A 17,417-nucleotide genomic window follows, 5' to 3' on the forward strand; every position below is an offset into this window, starting at 1 on the left:
CTTATGTGATCCTTGTATGGTTAGTATAAATCATGACGTGACGTAAGGTTCAAGAGAGAATCATATGTATCGTGAGGATTTCAAGTGATGGAATCGAGGTAAAATGTAATTATGATTTTCTTTTTGTGATAACATATAAGTACATGCTTTAGAATACTGCAAAAAGATAAGAGGGATACATATGTTTACTTATTTAATAGATCAATTGCAACTACCTGAAAGATTCACACCTTCCGAAAAAATGTTTTGGCAAGATTCGCATATCTCCACATACTTGTTAGAGGCACATCTGGATCCAGGTCATGAAGGTGCGAGCAGAACGGCTGATTTTATCGATCAATCGGTGGCGTTTATCACTCAGACAGCAGCTCAAGCAGAAACGGAGACCATCATTGATTTTGGCTGTGGACCAGGGTTATATTGTGAACGATTAGCTGAGGCGGGCTATCAAGTAACCGGGATTGACTTTTCGGAGAGATCCATTCAGCATGCCAAAGCATCTGCACTGGAAAAGGGGCTGAATATTACCTATCGTTATGACAATTATTTGACGGCAACCGTTGATCGACAATATGATTTAGCGACACTGATTTACTGTGATTATGGGGCGCTTAGTCCAGGTGACCGCAAGCAATTATTGCGCCGTATTTGGAACAGCCTGCAAAAGGGTGGAAGACTACTTTTCGATGTATTTACTATAGCTAAATATCAACAGTTTATCGAAGGAAAAGACTGGATGGTCCATGAAGGCGGTTTTTGGTCTCCGCAGACACATGTGAAATTGACGCAAAATGTAAAATACGATGAGGATGTTTCACTGGAACAGACCACCATTATCACCAATGAAACAGTTGAAAGCTATTACATTTGGCATCAATATTTCGCAAAAACATGGGTTATACAGGAAATAGAGGATGCAGGTTTCACACTGATAGATGTTTATAATGATGTAACGGGTGCACCGTATCAAGCGGGGAATGAAACACTCGCCTTGTTGGTAGAAAAAGATGGATAGTACGAAGCTCACTCTTTTTCATCATCCGTTAACATTCGACTGGCATTACATCATCGAATTCTTAACCTAACAAAATAACAACAAAAGCTAACATGAAGCTATTTCAATGGATATCGTTTTCTTTTAAAATAAGAACCAAAAGGAGGTATTAACTAGAATGAACAAACCAAACATTTTACTAATCACTAGTGATCAGCAGCATTGGGACACATTGGGGGCATTTAATAAAGAGATATCGACGCCAAATCTGGACCGGCTGGTGAAGGAAGGAACGACGTTTGATCGAGCTTACTGCCCGAACCCTACTTGTACGCCTACACGAGCATCGATTTTAACAGGACAGTACCCTAGCCAGCACGGGGCATGGACACTCGGAACTAAATTGCAGGAAGATGCCCATACCTTGAATGATGATTTGAAAGAGGTAGGCTATCAAACATCGTTAATTGGTAAAGCTCATTTCCAGCCATTACATAGTACGGAAACATACCCTTCTTTGGAGTCTTATCCGATTCTTCAAGACCTTGATTTTTGGAAAGGGTTTCATGGGCCGTTTTATGGTTTTGATCATGTGGAGCTGGCGAGGAATCATACCAATGAGCAGCATGTTGGTCAACATTACGCGAATTGGTTAGAGGAGAAAGGCTGCACGAACTGGAAGGATTACTTTGCGCCGCCAACTGGAAATATGGATCCGGATACTCGGCACACATGGGATATACCGGAGGAATTTCATTATGACAAATGGATTGTGGAAGAAACGAATAAAAGACTGGAAATCTATAAGGAGCAGGAGGAACCTTTTTTTCTCTGGTCCAGCTTTTTCGATCCGCATCCACCGTATTTAGTCCCAAAACCGTGGGATACGATGTATAATCCAGATGATTTGACGATACCAGAAATGGTGCCAGGCGAACATGATCAAAATCCACCTCACTTTGGGCAGACACAAGAGGAAAATCCGGATTTTTCACACTTACAGGAAACAGGAAAGGCGATTCATGGTTATCTTTCTCACCGGAATATTTCGGAGTATGATCGCAAACAATTGGTTGCCACGTATTATGGCATGATCAGCTTAATGGATAAATATATCGGGAAAATACTAGATAAGTTAGATGAACTTGGTTTAGCCGACAATACGCTGATTGTATTTACCACCGATCATGGCCATTTCTTCGGTCAGCATGGACTGCAATACAAAGGTGGCTTCCATTACGAAGATTTAATCAAGCTTCCCTTTGTTGTAAGGTATCCCAATCATGTGCCAGCAGGTGCAACATCTTCGTCCATTCAATCATTAGTGGATCTGGCACCGACTTTTCTCTCTTTTGCGGATGCGGATATTCCCATTCACATGACTGGCGTGGATCAGAAAGAAGTCTGGCAGGGCGATCAAAACAGGGCTCGAGATCATGCCATTTGTGAGTTTCGCCATGAACCGACCACGATTCACCAAAAAACATTGATCACGGAGAGATACAAAATGACGGTGTATTATCAGCAAACGTATGGGGAAATATTTGATCTGCAAGAAGATCCGTTGGAGTTAAATAATCTATGGGATAGTAAGGCGCATCAAGAATTGAAACAGCAGTTGCTCATGCAGTATATTTGGGCAGAATTAGGCAAGGAACCACTAGCAATGCCACGTGTGTCGCATGCTTAGTAAATAAATCCCAAGCACCAGTGTTGTTATCAACGACTGGTGCTTGGGTTATTATGAGTTTGCCTATTCTGAAAATGGCCGACAACCTCCGAGATTCCAATACAGGCAAGGATCACGCCAAAGGTTTGGAATAGTACCAAGGTGCTTTTGAAGGGATCAAATACGAGCACTGCCCCTCCAATGATGAGCAGGATACAAAAAATAATCCAACCCGTACTTTTCATGTTCAGGGCGACGATCAATTGCATCAGACCATTGATGATAATCGCCAAGCCTAATAAGAATGGTAAGATGGAGAAAATATTTGGCGCAAAATAAAGGAAAACAGCAGCTAATAATATTAAAATAATACCACCTGCCAACCCCATTCCATACGTACCAATTTGTTGTTTTATTTTGTGGTCTTGGTAGATCTTTATAATACCTAACAAGGCTAAATACCCTGCGATGATATAACCGATAAAGCGAAGAAAACCCTCTGGATTGATAATAATGGCGGCGCCAATTAATATAAAAATAACCGCACGGAGCAGCGCATGGCGCCGAAAGTTTTCTTTAAAGTTTTTGAACATTCAAGATTCCCTCCTGTCGCACGCATTTTGTTCCGTTGATAGTGAAGAAATGAGTGGTTACGTGTCTATCCATTATTTACCCTGAATTTTGTAGATTAATCTTCTTTTGTATGCTGAGCCTATGGTACGATAAAAGATATACAGCTATTATCATACGGAGGAGATAATATAGAATGAAAAAAAACTTAGAAAAAAGGTTAGTATATTTGTATTCGGGTGAATTAGCGGCAGCCATCCTCTTTGCTTTTTTGAGTTATTTAGTACAGAGTAATTATCCGAGCTTACAATTATATTTTTTGATCTCTTTTTGGTGTTCTTTCCTTTTATTGGAGATGATACTACTTCAAGGTGTTTATTACTGGTATGCTAAATTAAAACGATATAGATTAGAGGGTAATTTCAACACTTCTCTCAAAACCGTCCAAATATTAGAAAAGGCAAGAATCTTCAATATCGTAGTCTTTATTACTGCGTTATCTGCGTTCATAATAGATATTTATAGGTGGTTTTCTCATTTACCAATAAGTGGGTTGATGTGGTCTGGGTTTATCTTGCTATTTGCTGTTTTAGAATTTATTAATTATTTTTATCGCCAATTGAGTTATGGTAACAAAGCGGACCTGCAATTTTTACGAAAAACCAAGAAGTTAAAACAATCTTGCTTAAATAAGGATCTTGATCGTTTATTGCGTTAATTGTTTATTTAATTATTTTTCTAGCAAAACGATCGAATATATAATGACTTAATTATTGGAAAAATTATAACCTCATCCATTAATTATATTTACATTAGGTTATAATGGAGATGAAAAGAGGTGTTAGGTTTGGCTTCTATTTGAAAGAAACAAAATGAAGTACGAATTATAAATGAAAACGAGGTGTATCATGAAAAAACATCGTATCTATGCTATGAGCTTTGCCAGTGTCTACCCGCATTATGTGACAAAAGCGGAGAAAAAAGGACGTACCAAAGCAGAAGTGGATGAGATTATTCACTGGTTGACGGGATATAGTCAAGCAGAGTTGGAAGCAATATTGGAAAACGAGAAAGATTTTGACACGTTTTTTGCGGAAGCTCCACAAATGAACCCTGCACGGACCATGGTCAAAGGTGTGATCTGCGGTGTGCGGGTGGAAGACATAGAAGAAGCCCTTATGCAGGAAATTCGCTATCTGGATAAACTTATCGATGAGCTAGCCAAAGGAAAAGCGATGGAAAAGATTTTGCGGAAGGCATAAAGAGTTCCCCAGGCATGCCATCATGCAAGCCAAGGGAAGGAACACTTCTACATATCGTGGGAGGCGTTCTTTTTTTGTCGGGAATGGTTTTTATTTTTCACTTTATGGGAGCCTGCCATTGGCTCGCCGTAGGGTTGTTGAACACTGTTTGGCAAGTCTGGCTGTTCTTGTTGCTTTGGTCCTTTGCGATTCTTATGCTTAGACATCTTCATACCTCCTCCGTTTGCTGTTTAGGGTGTTTTGGCATAGTTTATAAAGGCATTTTCATCTTCAATCAAGCCGCAAACGCCACACTGTATTCTCCTGTCCGGTCCATTATAAGCAAGGTGGAAAACCTCTAATGGTTCATCTTGATAATCATGGACGACAGCGCCCGTATTTGCATCTAATTTTACTGATCTAACCACTTGTTCGATGACATTAAAGCGGGATTTGTTCGTTTTACACTTGGGACAAAGGTAAGGTTGACTCACATAGACCACCTCCAATGGTTTTCACTTACCTTTATCTTTTCAAGTTTATGCTGAATTATACGAACGTTTTTCAACTTGGAGATTATTTAACGCCAATAACACGTAATCTTTTATAATCTGCCACCCATTGACCATCTTGATATAGAACTTCTCGCAAGCTTTGTTCGACTTGTTGAATAAGCTGTTCTTTTAGAGTATCTGGTTGCTCTGCTAAAATACTGCCAGCAAACATCTCGATCCAATTGCGTAAGCCATCCTCTCCGGCTAAAGGGGTTGGCCGATCAAAATGATGGGCAAAAGTTACGGTGAACCCGACTTCCTCCATTAATGAGGTGTATTCACCAATGCTTGGGAAATACCAAGGGAATTGTTCTTGCGTATAAGGAATATCCATACGCTCTATTTGCTGAATAATGGCGTCCGTAATCAGCTGAACATTGCCCTTTCCGCCAAGTTCTGCTACCAACCTGCCGCCCGTATGCAGGCTGTTATAGATGGATTGAAGTGCTTGTCTAGGCTGTTTGATCCAGTGGAGTGTAGCATTAGAAAACACGGCATCGAAGGTATCGTGATATGCTAAAGTCAACATATCCTGGACTTCGAATGTAATATCTGGGTATTTATGTTGTGCTTGCTGGATCATATTTTGGGATTGGTCAATCCCTATGACATGGGCACCGCGTTGATGGAGTTGATTTGCTAAATCTCCCGTACCGCAGCCTGCATCAAGGATTTTCTCTCCTTTCTTTGGTGCTAAAAGATCCATGACACTTTCCCCGTATTGTGATACAAAGGCATGATTTCCATCATATAAATCGGCATTCCAGTTATCTTTTGTTGGACGTTTCATACGTATTCCTCCTTCGGTGGTGTTAATTGCATTATAGGGGATAAGTTATATAATTGAAATTAAAATAAATAGCATGTATTAATAACTATTCGTTATTAATGTCAGATGGGGGAGTAGACAATGAATATAAAATGGTTGAAAACCTTTCTTGTTGCGGCAAAATGGGAAAATTTCAGAAAAGCTTCCGAAGAATTATTTCTCACGCAGCCAGCTGTTACTAAACATATCAAACAGCTGGAAAGTCATCTGGATAGTAACTTGTTCGAACGGAGGGGAAAAACAGTAACATTAACTCCGGCAGGCTATCAATTTCTTCCTGTTGCAAAAGAATGGCTCTCCAAATATGAACAAGGAATGGACCGTTTTGAGTCATGGAAGCAAGGATATCAGCGTAAATTAACAATTGCAGTTGCTCCACAGATTGCTTCGTCTTTTTTACCATCGTTATTAAGGACGTTTATTAAAGAAAACAGTGATATAGAAGTATTAATCCATGTAAGTAGCTCTTTCGAAATCGGAAATGAAATTGCGGTAGGGAAGGCAGATCTAGGTTTGAGCCGATTGCAGCCTTCACAAGTGAATCTTAAGGTGGAGAAAATTCATGAAGAACCTGTTATCTTGGTAGGGCCCTGGGGTACACAAAACTGGAATGAACGGGAGGCGTTGTCTACTCACCGTCTCATTACCTATAACCATCCTGATTATTGGGATTCGCTATTGCATGAAGTGAAAAATCATTACCCAAAAGTTCGAACCATGACGGTTAATCAGATGGAAGTGACGAAAAAGTTTATTGCGCAGGCTTTAGGAGTTTCTTATCTACCTGTTTCCACGGTTAAAGAAGAGGTAATGAATCACACCTTATTAGAAATACCACCTGAGAGAGTGATGGCTCCCATGTCTGCTACTTATTTGCTTACAAGGATAGAGACTAGTGAGGTGAAGAGTTTTGTAGCTTTTTTCAAGGAGGCTTTATTGACCATTTAAAGCTTTTGTTTAAATAAGTTATGTTAAATCAAAGAACCTAGATATATAGGTTATTGCATGCAATAATGCTGGAAGAAGTGACATTTTACTTAACAAGACAAGTGTTATTGATCATTCAATCGTTAAAACAATGGATAATCAATTTCAGCAGTACATTCTTCATAAAATTAGTACATATTTTATCGTAGCTATTCCTACTAAAAACCAACTTATATATATGCCAGAGTGGTTCTTTGTCTAATAATTATGTTTTAATGAAAGTGGGAAATAATCGAAATATTATAAAGAACTACCTTTAACAAAAAGGAGCAGCCAAAATGACACAAACAGATCAGGTAAAGAAATTGTGGGGGAAATTGGATAAGGAGCAACATCAGGAAACGATAGCCTATTTAACAAAAGAAGCAGCGTACTTTCTTTCTCAGCAATCCAGTTTGACTTCTTTTCAAACTTTTCGCCAGTTTCAAAGAGACGGTGAACGCAGTACATACGAGAAGGCTTATTTTGAGCGCAGAAAAAGGTTAACAACATTTGGATTATTAAGCTCTATAGAGCCAGAAAATAAGCAGTATCTGCAGGCGTTAGAAAATGAGATATGGCAAATTTGTCAGGAGTTTACGTGGTGTCTTCCTGCTCATATCGATCAACAGAAGGAGGAGCAAATCTATGTCTCGTATCAACAATCACAGACATTAGAATACACGATTGATTTGTTTGCAGCGGAAACCGCTTTTTCACTCGCAGAAATAATTTATTTACTAGAAGACCACTTGGACCCGTTTTTGATAGAGCAAATAAAAATAGAGATTGATCGACGTGTACTAAGTAATTTTATCAATAATGGGCCATTCCATTGGGAGAGCGCCAGTCACAACTGGGCCTCTGTATGTGCTGGATCAGTGGGGGCGGCTGCTATTTATATGTTAGAAGACCAAGAGCAGCTGGCGAAGATAATAGATCGAGTTTTAGACAGTATGGAACACTATCTGAGTGGCTTTAAAGCAGATGGGGCGTGCACGGAGGGTTATACTTACTGGCAATATGGTTTTGGATATTTTGTTTATTTTATGGATTTGTTAGAACGAGTGACAGGTGAAAGGTATAAGCTATTTAATTCCAACAAGATACGCAAAATTGCGCAATTTCAGCAGCATATCTTTCTATCTGGAAACCATCTGATCAATTTCTCGGATGCGCCGTCATTTGCTCAGCCAATGCTTGGGTTCACCCACTATCTTCAGCAAAAATTCCCTGAGGTACATCTACCAGTTAAAGAAGTTGGTCAAAAAGAGATTGTCGATCATTGTGGGAGATGGGCACCAGCTTTTCGTGAACTACAATGGTATGATGTAGGCAAACAAGGATCGAATTGGCGAGATGCTAATGTCTTATGGGATCCATCCGCGATTTTGATGACGCGATTCCAGTGTAATGAGGAAACCTATGCGTTTGCTGCGAAGGGAGGACATAACGATGAACCCCATAACCATAATGATATCGGACACTTTCTATTATTCGGCGGAGAAGAAGTATTTTTGAAGGATTTAGGTGCGGGACAGTACAATCAGGCGTATTTCAGTGAGCAGCGCTATGATTTCATCTGTAATAGCAGTTATGGTCATTCAGTCCCCGTCATTAATGGACAGACTCAATTTGCTGGGAAAGAATATCAGGCAACAGTTCAACAGGCAGATCATTGTAGGAATCAAACGATATTTCAATTACATATGCATAAGGCTTACAACGATCCAACTTTATTACGTTTGAATAGAACGTTTATTTTTGATAGAGACCGACACCCTGCCTTAACGTTAACCGATCGATTTCGTTTCACTGATGAGCCATCCTCTCTGATAGAACATTTTATTTTGCTGGATATGCCTTATGTGATAGAAGATAGCCAAATTGTGTTAAAAGGGGCAAAACAATCTCTAAAGATTGTTTATGATTCGAATATGATACCGCAGATAAGGCGTAAGACCTTTACCAATCATCAAGGAAAAGAAGAGGCTTTTCTACAGTTGCAGTTATCTCTAGAGGATCTTAAAACGGAAATAGCTGCAACGATTGTGTTCCAATTTTGTTAGTGCAAGAGTCCATTTAGAAATGATTCACACATAAAGAAACGGGTAAATACCTCTCTTCAAGAATCGCTGCAGCAATCCTGGTAAATGGATAAGATTTTACAGGTGGAGAAGGGCCTTTTATCTTTCCGATAGCATCGGCAAATACTTATTTGATCAGTTAGCGCAACTGACAGAAAGGGGTGAGTTAGTTACTTGCTCTTTTTTTTGTGCAAATTAGGTTTCACTATCAAAGCGATACATGCCGACCTTGCCATTAGTGGAGACAGTGAATCCCACTAATGGCCTAAGAATACAGAGTCTTTGGTTGAACATGGGGAATCAAGCGCTGTCTTCTTTTCAATCCATCTCCGGATAATAAGGCTGATAAACAGGTCTAGTATAGTATGGAGGTCTGATCATAATAGATGGCGTGCTCCATTTATCGTCCAAATAATGCATCTCCAGTTCCTGTCTGCTATTTTCTAATAAACGTACTACTTGCGGGTGAAATTCGATTTCCAATTTAGTTCCTCCTTATAATTGCTGAAAATGGCTTTTGTAATAGGAAACAGCATCACATATGCACTTGCCTAATCATAATCTATGAAAAGGAAGGGGAAATCGTTATGGAAAATCAAAATAATGATCATTATCGACAGGTATCGGCAGAAGTACTGCAACAAATTCGAGCCTATCAAAAATGGTTTGAAGATAATAAAATAGAAGATCCTTATCCATATTATCCGATATACGGAAAAATCACGCGTTATCAAGAGGTACCGCTGACTCAGCCTGAGCAAAGACAACTGGTTCAACCAGGGCTGGAAAGCTTGATGGTGCCAAAGCCGATCATTGAGAATCCGCATTATCAGGGTAGTGGAAAATTAAACGGTAAAGTGGCGCTAATTACTGGTGGTGATAGTGGAATGGGGGCAGCAGCGGCGATAGCTTTCGCCAAAGAGGGTGCCGACGTTGCGATTGCTTATTTAGATGAACACGAAGATGCCAATCGAACGAAAAGGCGAGTGGAGGAACTTGACCAGGAATGCCTACTGTTGCCAGGAGATCTCCGCGAAAAAAGTCAGTGCGAACATATCGTGACTGAAACGTTAGCCACATTTCAGAAACTGGATATTTTGTGCAACCATGTTGGTATCCAATTTCAACAGGATGAACTGACAGACATTACCGATGAACAATTTGATCAAACTTTTAAATTGAATGTATATTCTCACTTCTACACAACGAGAGCGGCACTGCCCCATTTAAAGGCAGGAAGCTCGATTATTGGAACCGCATCTGTGGTGGCATATGCCGGGGAACCATTATTAATGGACTATTCAGCTACAAAGGCAGCAATCGTTGGATGGACCCGTTCTCTAGCCAAAAGTATCGCCAAACGTCAGATTCGAGTGAATGCTATCGCTCCAGGAAGAGTCTGGACACCACTTACTCCATCCAGCCTGTCTGCCGATCTCAATGCTTTGCATGGCGTGAATCTATTTCACAGGATGGCTCAGCCTTTTGAAGTAGCACCGACTTTTGTCTACTTGGCCTCTGATGATTCCAGGCATGTCACCGGGCAAGTGCTTCACGTAGATGGTGGGGAATCAACCAGTTCTTAACCGTTTGCTCGACATATCATATAAACCATCAGTTCCCATACTGGTGGTTTTAAAATGGAATTGTACTCCAAACAGGAAGGTAGAACAGCGCTACATTTTTTGTGCTTCATTTGCTAACTGTCCTTTTTCTCGTTCTATAGAATCACTAATGGTAATCCGATTTCAAAAATGATAGTATAATAGGAGCATAATAACATCACCTACCACATAAAGCTTGGCCATCATTAATAAACTAGAATGATCATCATTTTAATGAAAGGGGTTACATATTGAAGAAATTATTATTCATTTATCTGGCGCTGATTTCTTTGTTTGTGATCTATGTCTATCAATATCAAAACAGTGAGACGACAAACAGGGAGTGGGAAGAACATGAATTGCGCGGTTCTGTCGATGAGACCTATGTCATGGTGACCTTTCAAACAGGAATTGACTATTGGAAACGGGCGTTAAAAGGTTTTGAAGATGCGGCAGAAGCTCTTAATGTGTCGGTCGAATATCGCGGGGCGACGCAATATGATGTTAATGAAGAGATTACGGCCTTAGAGCAAGTGATTGCTAAACATCCAGCCGGTATTGCGGTGTCAACAATGGATCCAGAAGCCTTAAATCCTGCCATAGATAAAGCAGTCGAAGCAGGGATTCCTGTGGTTATGTTTGATGCCGATGCCCCTGATAGCAAGGCATATGCCTTTATCGGAACAGATAACTATGAGGCAGGAGCAACGGCAGCGCATAAAATGGCTGAGTTACTGGATGAGACAGGACAGGTAGGTATCATCACTCACCCCTATCAGCTGAATCATCAGGAACGAACGGATGGGTTTCATGCCACGATGAAACAGGAGTATCCCAAGATGACAGTTGTGGATATCAAAGATGGTCGCGGAGATCAGATGATATCTAAGGATGCTTCCTTGGAGTTAATCAGTGAGTATCCTGATTTAAAAGGTATTTTTGCTTCAGAAGCAAATGGTGGAGTGGGGGTTGGGATGGCTGCACTGGAACAAAATAAGGAGGATTCATTACACATCATTAGTTTTGATACAGATAAAGGTACGTTGGATATGATTGAAGAAGGGGTGATATCAGCTACGATGGCTCAAGGGACAAGAGAGATGGGGTACTGGTCTTTGCAGTTTCTTTTTCATTTGCAGCACAATCTAGTAAGCGATATCAATGGAGAGACAACACTGCCCCCCCATGTGGATACAGGGATTAAAATTGTCACAGAAGAGAATGTAAAGGATTACTATTCGATTGAATAATACCCGTAAAAATAGAATGGATGGATTCCTTTGAAGAGATGGACGCAAATCAACAATTTACCGATACGTTATAAGTTAATTACGCATTTTTTGCTTATCAGTATGCTGCCGATTTTCTGTCTTGCCTTATTGATCAGCTGGACAGTGGAACGGGTCATGGAGGAACAAGTCAATGAAAATACGCTGCAGTTGATTGGAAAAGTAAATGAGTCTTTCGAATTTCATATTAATAATCTACAAAATTATACCTATATGATTGCCAGTAACGAAGATGTAGAAAGTTTTTTTGGTCAAACAGAGGCTCAGGAAACAAATGATATCTCGTACAATGTGCAAAGCTTTTTGCGGACGTTCACCACCGTTTCACCAGAAGTTGCCGGAATTATGGTTGTTAATAATGATGGTGCCTTTATTAGCAATGAATTATATGCCCCTGCCGTCATGGATTTAACGAAAACGACTTGGTATCAGGAAGCCGTTCAAAACAACGGTATATTAAAAGTGATCGGTCACCCAGAAGGACGGCGCCTTACGTCGATTGTTGATTATACCAATACCGATGTTGTGACAGTAGTAAAATCCAGTGTCGATCCTTTTACGGAAGAAACCCATGGTGTGGTGATGATGGATTTAAAATTACGAACCATTGCCGAAGAGGTACAAAACGTGACACTAGGTAAAAGTGGTTATCTGATGGTCATGGATGATAATGGAGATGCTATATACCAGCCTAGTCAGCCGATTATCGAGGATATCCCGTTAGAATGGTTAGGTTCTGAACAGAGCGGCTCTTTTTCTCGAACGATCAATGGTGACAAAATGCAATTTATTTATCAACGCTCTCCCTTTGTAGCTTGGACAACCATCGCGGTTTTTCCTGCCAAAGAAACCGTGTTTGGTCTAAAGGAAATCCATTTTTATTTAGTGGTGTTCTTATTTATTATGCTGTTTTTGGGATATCGGTTTCTTATTATCTCTCTTACTCTATTTCCAAGCCAATTGTTCAATTAGTATCGTTTATGAAAAAGACAGAAGCTGGTGATTTTCAAGTGCGTTATCAAGAAAAAAGAGACGATGAGATGGGTCTATTAGGCAAAAGTTTTAATAAAATGGTTATCAAGGTGAATCACCTAATGCATTTAACGGAGCGGCAGGAAAGGCAGAAGCGTGAAGCGGAATTTCGTAGTTTGCAAGCCAACATTAATCCTCATTTCTTATATAACACCTTGGATACGATTCAATGGATGGCAAGAAAACACCAAGCGAATGACGTAGCAGAATTGGTCGCTTCCCTGGCAAAATTATTTAGAATTGGTTTAAGTAAAGGGCATGATTTTATCTCATTATTGGAGGAATTGGATCATATTGATAGCTACTTAAAAATACAACAAACCAGGTATCGGGATAAATTAAATTACCAGATTGAGGTAGAGGACTCGGTGAAAGGGGTGCCAGTATTAAAGTTTATTCTGCAGCCTATTATAGAAAATGCTATTTATCATGGAATTAAAGAACGGCGTGGCGTTGGCCATATCAAGATAGAGGCCAGACGAACAGGGGAGTCACTTATGATTCAGATTAGTGATGATGGGAAAGGAATGTCTGCAGCCTCATTACAAGAAATGAAAACAGCCCTAAAGGACGCGATAGCACGTACGGAAAATCCCGAAGAAACTCGCCATAAAAAAGGATACGGCATGTTAAACGTACAGGCAAGGATCCAACTGACGCACGGACCGGAGTATGGCTTAACGATTGCCAGTGAAAGAAACGTTGGGACAAAGGTTACCATTTTATTACCTTGTGACCAAGAGGAGGAGAGAGATGGAGAATTGGAAAGCTTTGATAGCAGATGATGAGTTTATTATTAGAGATGGCATTCGTTCTTTTGTAGATTGGCCAGCCTATCATATCGAGGTGGTCGCGGAAGCAGAAGATGGTGAAGAGGCACTAGAACAAGCAATCACGCATCAAGTAGATATGGCGCTAGTTGATCTGAATATGCCGATTATGGATGGCATCACCGCAATGAAGAAAATAAAACAGAAGTTACCAGATTGTTTGATGGTGGTTATTTCAGGTTATGACGAATTTCGATTTGCGCAGGAAGCTATTCGTTTGCAGGTGGAAGACTACCTGTTAAAGCCAGTGGATCCAGATCAGTTAGCGGAGATTCTGCGTATCATTCAACAAAAGCTGGAGCAGCGACAAGCGTCTGAACAATATATACAACAGGCTTCCTCCCAAGTGGAGAAAAATCAGCAACAGCTCAAAAATCGATTTTTCCAAGATTGGCTGGCGCGTAATTTGTCTGAAAAGGAAATATTCAGTCAGCTACAATTCTTTCAGTTGCCACAAACGTTACCCCAATCTTTACTTGTAATGAAGTGGCTGGAGGGGGAAAAGAAACAATATTTCACACAGAATCAGCGGCATAAGTATATGGAACAGAAGGTAATAGAATGGCTGGAGAATCGATTGCGAGGTTATCGCTTTGCTTCTTTTATAGAAAACGAATGGATGACCTTCTTTTTATGGGATAAGCTGCCCCGGTCTGTTGTCACGCAATGGGAGCAGGAAATAGTGGAAGAATTGCAGCAACATCTTGCGGCTTCTATCATGGATATCCAGGACACCAATATCACCACAGTATATCATGAAGCCAAACAGAAAGTGGACAAACAGGTACAGCTATTACCATTAGTTAAGGAGGCTTTATTATACATCCGGCATTATTATCAAGATCCAGATCTCAGCTTGGAACGGGTAGCTGACTCTTTACATGTCTCTTCCGTCTACCTCAGTAAAATGATCAAACAGGAGTTAGGTGTTTCTTATGTACAAGTGTTGACGGATATGCGGCTGGCCGTTGCAAAGGATTTATTGAGGACGACCGACTATAATATCCGGGAAATTGCCGAACAAGTCGGTTATGATTCACAGCATTACTTTAGCACTTCCTTTCGTAAAAAGAATGGGGTGACACCGGTGCAGTTTAAGCGGAAAGGGTAGGTGTATTTTTCTTATAGGTTTTTCAAACGAGAAAGCGCATTTCTTTAGAGATGAGATGATGAAAAGGTAATCTTAACATTTTAAATTACATGCGTATCTTTTTTATAAAAAATAGCTTGATCACAGAACGTTTGTTTGGTATAATGAACAGAACAAACATTAATGAAAGAGTCGATCAACCTAACAAAAGGACAGGAACGCTACTGCAAAGTTGCTGGTAGGCGGGAAATGCCCATAAACAAAGAGGTGGTGATATAATAAAACATAAATGTTAGTTCCTGATGAATGAGGTTTGCATGACTAAATTTTAAAAACATGTGATGCGACGCTAACTGTTTGAAAATAATATGTATTTGCAGTTCGGTTAAACTTTAATATGGACAACAACGAATGAAAAGTATACAAAAATGATCCGATAGAGAAAGTGAGATTTAAAGCCCTCTTACACCTTAAGCATTTTTATTAGAGTTGCATTCTTTTTTGATGAATGCCCATGAAAAGGAGAAAGAATATGGCTTGGAATAAAAATAAAAATATAAGAGAAGCTTCAGAGTGGTTAGTGGAGAAATTCAAACTGCTCGATGCAAAAGAAAACATGATTAAAACACAACAAAAAAAGTTACAACAGACGGGACATAAAGAACCCTTGCGTGAATTATTTCGTGGAGGCGTATACTGGGTGAATTTTGGTAATGGAAATGTAGGGGCAGAGAAAAATAAAACTAGGCCTGGAGTAATTATTTCTCCTAATCATATGAATAAAGCTGAAACGGTTATCGTGATTCCTATTTCCTCCAAGTTCAAATATCAAATAAAAAAAGGAAGAAAAATACCTAAGTATAAGAATCACTTCATTCTCTACAAACAAACGTATAGGGAGTTGGATGATAATTCCGTTATTAAGTGCGAGGATATCAGAAGTATTGATGTGGCCAGAATTGGAGATTTGATTTTTAATATCTACCAAGAAGATATGCGTTTCATAAAAACAAGAATTTTATATACGATGGGATATTAGTGGTGGAATAAATGTATCATAACTACATAAGCTATATTATCCTTATTATGGATAGGGTTTATGTTGACATTTCAAATGAATTAGGTTATTCTGAACATAGAGATGTTAGATTGCCACGTCGCAATCGTATGACACCTATCCATGATAGGGTTTACTGTTAATAATTCAGAAGAACTTCTAGTCATTAGACGATTAGAAGTTCTTTTTTTGGTTGAATCCTTCTTTTATTTTGATCTTTACAGTAAAAAGAGTTAAAAACACCACTTCATTCTTTGCTACAACTGGGATGAAGTGGTGTTTTTTTGTGGTAAAAAATGAAAATAGGAGTTCAGCAATCGTCCCTTTTTTGATGTATAGACTATGTGTGGTTTGCTTACTATCTTCCCCACCTTAAATTTTTATAAAAACTATTTAAAATATTGTAAAGGCTTACAAAAACAACTGTGATAACGTATAACACAAGAAAGAGAAATATATTTTTGAAAGGGGTTACGTTATGAAGAAGTTCGTTTTTGGTGCACTGTTATTCAGTCTTATTTTATTTTTGGCAGCATGTGGTGAGGATAGTTCAGCTGGTGGATCCGATGATGCAGCGACAGAGGATGCGTTGATAGGAGTGGCGATGCCGACCAAATCATCACAACGCTGGGTAGATGATGGGAACAATATGGTAGAGCAGTTGGAGGCACTTGGTTTTGAGACGGATTTACAGTATGCCGAAGATGATGTTGACAAACAAGTGGAGCAAATTGAGAACATGATTGTAAAAGGGGCAGACGCATTAGTAATTGCTTCGATTGATGGAACGGCGCTAACCAATGTATTAGAAGAAGCCGCTTCTCAAGACATTCCAGTGATCGCTTATGACCGCTTGATTATGGAAAGCGAGCATGTCACTTATTATGCGACCTTTGATAATTTTGAAGTAGGAGTATTGCAAGCGACTTATTTGGAAGAGGCACTCGATTTAGCTAATGAGGATGGACCTTTTAATATCGAAATATTTGGTGGTTCACCAGATGATAATAACGCCTATTTCTTTTGGGATGGTGCGATGAGTGTGCTTCAGCCTTATATAGATGAAGGAAAATTAATTGTTCAAAGTGGACAAACGGACTTCGAGCAAGCAGCGACCATGCGCTGGGATGGAAACACCGCGAAATCAAGAATGGAAAACATTCTAAGCAGTTCATACTCCGGTGAGGAAAAAGTAGACGCAGTGCTTTCACCTTATGATGGGATCAGCCGTGGGGTTATTCAGGCGCTTAAAGGGGTGGGTTACGGTTCCGGCGATTTGCCATTACCAGTTATCTCTGGACAAGACGCAGAATTAGCATCCATCAAATCGATTATTGCTGAGGAGCAAACACAAACCGTCTTTAAGGATACGCGTGACTTGGCAGCAAGTGCGGTATCTATGACAGAAGCGATTCTAAATGATGAGGAAGCAGAAGTAAACGATACAGAAACATACGATAACGGTGTGAAGGTAGTGCCAACATTCCTCGTTGAGCCTGTATCTGTAGATATCGATAATTATCAAGAAGTGGTTATCGACAGTGGCTATTATTCCGAAGACGAGTTGTAATAAATCATCAGAACTTAGCGGTGATAGACTCACTG

18 protein-coding genes are annotated in these 17,417 nt (G+C 39.8%); 13 read left to right on the forward strand and 5 right to left on the reverse strand.

What is annotated here, in order from left to right; all coding sequences use genetic code 11:
* Positions 1–181: 181 nt before the first annotated feature.
* Together BN6556_RS09020 and BN6556_RS09025 are read left to right on the forward strand one after the other, a co-directional pair.
* Positions 182–1,015, forward strand: a complete 834-nt coding sequence (locus BN6556_RS09020; RefSeq protein ID WP_066189987.1) for a class I SAM-dependent methyltransferase — start codon at positions 182–184, stop codon at positions 1,013–1,015.
* 157 nt (positions 1,016–1,172) lie between these two features.
* Positions 1,173–2,684, forward strand: coding sequence for a sulfatase family protein (locus BN6556_RS09025; protein WP_066189990.1), 1,512 nt, complete (start codon positions 1,173–1,175; stop codon positions 2,682–2,684).
* 29 nt (positions 2,685–2,713) lie between these two features.
* On the opposite strand, the gene BN6556_RS09030 is transcribed toward BN6556_RS09025, so the two are convergent.
* Positions 2,714–3,256 (reverse strand): HdeD family acid-resistance protein, encoded by a 543-nt coding sequence (locus tag BN6556_RS09030; RefSeq protein WP_066189992.1) that lies wholly within the window; start codon positions 3,254–3,256, stop codon positions 2,714–2,716.
* 173 nt (positions 3,257–3,429) lie between these two features.
* On the opposite strand from BN6556_RS09030, the gene BN6556_RS09035 reads away from it, so the two are divergent.
* Complete coding sequence (locus BN6556_RS09035; protein WP_066189994.1) at positions 3,430–3,951, forward strand: general stress protein; 522 nt, start codon at positions 3,430–3,432, stop codon at positions 3,949–3,951.
* Positions 3,952–4,141: 190 nt separating this feature from the next.
* The gene (locus BN6556_RS09040) at positions 4,142–4,495 is read left to right on the forward strand and encodes a DUF2200 domain-containing protein (RefSeq protein WP_066190000.1); all 354 of its coding nucleotides are present in this window, start codon (positions 4,142–4,144) and stop codon (positions 4,493–4,495) included.
* A gap of 47 nt (positions 4,496–4,542) precedes the next feature.
* On the opposite strand, the gene BN6556_RS09045 is transcribed toward BN6556_RS09040, so the two are convergent.
* The 3 genes from BN6556_RS09045 to BN6556_RS09055 all read right to left on the reverse strand — a co-directional run bounded on the left by BN6556_RS09045 (position 4,543) and on the right by BN6556_RS09055 (position 5,818).
* Positions 4,543–4,701, reverse strand: coding sequence for a small acid-soluble spore protein P (locus BN6556_RS09045; protein ID WP_066190006.1), 159 nt, complete (start codon positions 4,699–4,701; stop codon positions 4,543–4,545).
* Between the two features lie 24 nt (positions 4,702–4,725).
* Positions 4,726–4,968, reverse strand: coding sequence for a DNA alkylation repair protein (locus tag BN6556_RS09050; protein WP_066190009.1), 243 nt, complete (start codon positions 4,966–4,968; stop codon positions 4,726–4,728).
* Between the two features lie 82 nt (positions 4,969–5,050).
* Positions 5,051–5,818 (reverse strand): class I SAM-dependent methyltransferase, encoded by a 768-nt coding sequence (locus tag BN6556_RS09055; RefSeq protein ID WP_066190012.1) that lies wholly within the window; start codon positions 5,816–5,818, stop codon positions 5,051–5,053.
* A 120-nt stretch (positions 5,819–5,938) separates the two neighbouring features.
* On the opposite strand from BN6556_RS09055, the gene BN6556_RS09060 reads away from it, so the two are divergent.
* Together BN6556_RS09060 and BN6556_RS09065 are read left to right on the forward strand one after the other, a co-directional pair.
* On the forward strand, positions 5,939–6,805 hold the full coding sequence (locus BN6556_RS09060) for a LysR family transcriptional regulator (RefSeq protein ID WP_066190016.1): 867 nt from the start codon (positions 5,939–5,941) through the stop codon (positions 6,803–6,805).
* A 317-nt stretch (positions 6,806–7,122) separates the two neighbouring features.
* Positions 7,123–8,892, forward strand: coding sequence for a heparinase II/III domain-containing protein (locus tag BN6556_RS09065; protein ID WP_066190021.1), 1,770 nt, complete (start codon positions 7,123–7,125; stop codon positions 8,890–8,892).
* A 336-nt stretch (positions 8,893–9,228) separates the two neighbouring features.
* Here the strand turns inward: BN6556_RS09065 and BN6556_RS22285 are convergent, their stop codons facing one another.
* Entirely contained in the window at positions 9,229–9,393 is a 165-nt protein-coding gene (locus BN6556_RS22285) for a hypothetical protein (RefSeq protein WP_162840593.1), read from the reverse strand.
* Positions 9,394–9,497: 104 nt separating this feature from the next.
* Between BN6556_RS22285 and BN6556_RS09070 the strand changes: the two genes are divergently transcribed.
* The 7 genes from BN6556_RS09070 (at position 9,498) to chvE (ending at position 17,382) form a co-directional block, all read left to right on the forward strand.
* Positions 9,498–10,496 (forward strand): SDR family oxidoreductase, encoded by a 999-nt coding sequence (locus BN6556_RS09070; protein ID WP_066190023.1) that lies wholly within the window; start codon positions 9,498–9,500, stop codon positions 10,494–10,496.
* Between the two features lie 269 nt (positions 10,497–10,765).
* Positions 10,766–11,764, forward strand: coding sequence for a substrate-binding domain-containing protein (locus BN6556_RS09075; protein WP_066190029.1), 999 nt, complete (start codon positions 10,766–10,768; stop codon positions 11,762–11,764).
* 30 nt (positions 11,765–11,794) lie between these two features.
* Positions 11,795–12,775, forward strand: coding sequence for a cache domain-containing protein (locus BN6556_RS22730; protein ID WP_316245315.1), 981 nt, complete (start codon positions 11,795–11,797; stop codon positions 12,773–12,775).
* Positions 12,776–12,783: 8 nt separating this feature from the next.
* Entirely contained in the window at positions 12,784–13,620 is an 837-nt protein-coding gene (locus BN6556_RS22735; RefSeq protein WP_316245316.1) for a sensor histidine kinase, read from the forward strand.
* Positions 13,589–14,776: a response regulator transcription factor gene (locus BN6556_RS09085; RefSeq protein WP_066190031.1), complete on the forward strand. Its 1,188-nt coding sequence runs from the start codon at positions 13,589–13,591 to the stop codon at positions 14,774–14,776. Before BN6556_RS22735 ends, BN6556_RS09085 begins: the two co-directional genes overlap by 32 nt.
* Positions 14,777–15,287: 511 nt before the next feature.
* On the forward strand, positions 15,288–15,794 hold the full coding sequence (locus BN6556_RS09090; RefSeq protein WP_066190034.1) for a type II toxin-antitoxin system PemK/MazF family toxin: 507 nt from the start codon (positions 15,288–15,290) through the stop codon (positions 15,792–15,794).
* A 496-nt stretch (positions 15,795–16,290) separates the two neighbouring features.
* Positions 16,291–17,382, forward strand: a complete 1,092-nt coding sequence (gene chvE, locus BN6556_RS09095) for a multiple monosaccharide ABC transporter substrate-binding protein (RefSeq protein WP_066190036.1) — start codon at positions 16,291–16,293, stop codon at positions 17,380–17,382.
* The last annotated feature ends 35 nt before the right edge of the window (positions 17,383–17,417 follow it).

It is taken from the genome of Gracilibacillus timonensis (assembly GCF_900086715.1).
GTDB lineage: Bacteria > Bacillota > Bacilli > Bacillales > Amphibacillaceae > Gracilibacillus > Gracilibacillus timonensis.